The 436-nt window shown below is 70.2% G+C and carries 1 protein-coding gene; it reads left to right on the forward strand.

Translation table 11 applies throughout. The features are described 5' to 3' along the window. Positions 1-276, forward strand: a 276-nt coding sequence (locus ACLD7X_RS19070; RefSeq protein WP_411425249.1) for a DMT family transporter, incomplete at its 5' end; no start/stop codon positions are given. Between the last annotated feature and the right edge of the window lie 160 nt (positions 277-436).

A 436-nucleotide genomic window follows, 5' to 3' on the forward strand; every position in this document is an offset into this window, starting at 1 on the left:
GAGACGTTCTGGGCGCTGGGCCTGAAGTATTCGGACGGCTTCACCCGGCCGGTGCCGTCGGTGCTGACGATCCTGGGGGCGCTGGCGTCGTTCTGGCTCTTGTCGCTGGCGATGAAGGATTTGCCGGTGGGCACGGCCTATGCGGTCTGGGTGGGGATCGGGGCGGTGGGCACGGCGGTGGCGGCGGTGTTCCTGTTCGGCGATCCGGTCAACCTGATGCGGGTTCTGGGCGTGCTGCTGATCCTGGCGGGGATCGCCGCGCTGAAATTCGCGTGACGGCGGTTGTCACTGGCGCGGCGCGGGGTGCCCGTGGCAGGGTGGCGCCATGATCCGCAGCCTGCTTGCCCTGATCCTGACGGCCCTGCCCGCCCTGGCCGGCGGCACGCTGGAGGGGCGCATCGTCACGCTGAACGTGGAGACCTGGGATGACCGGGCG

This window comes from Aphanothece microscopica RSMan92 (assembly GCF_046613545.2).
GTDB lineage: Bacteria > Cyanobacteriota > Cyanobacteriia > PCC-6307 > Cyanobiaceae > NIES-981.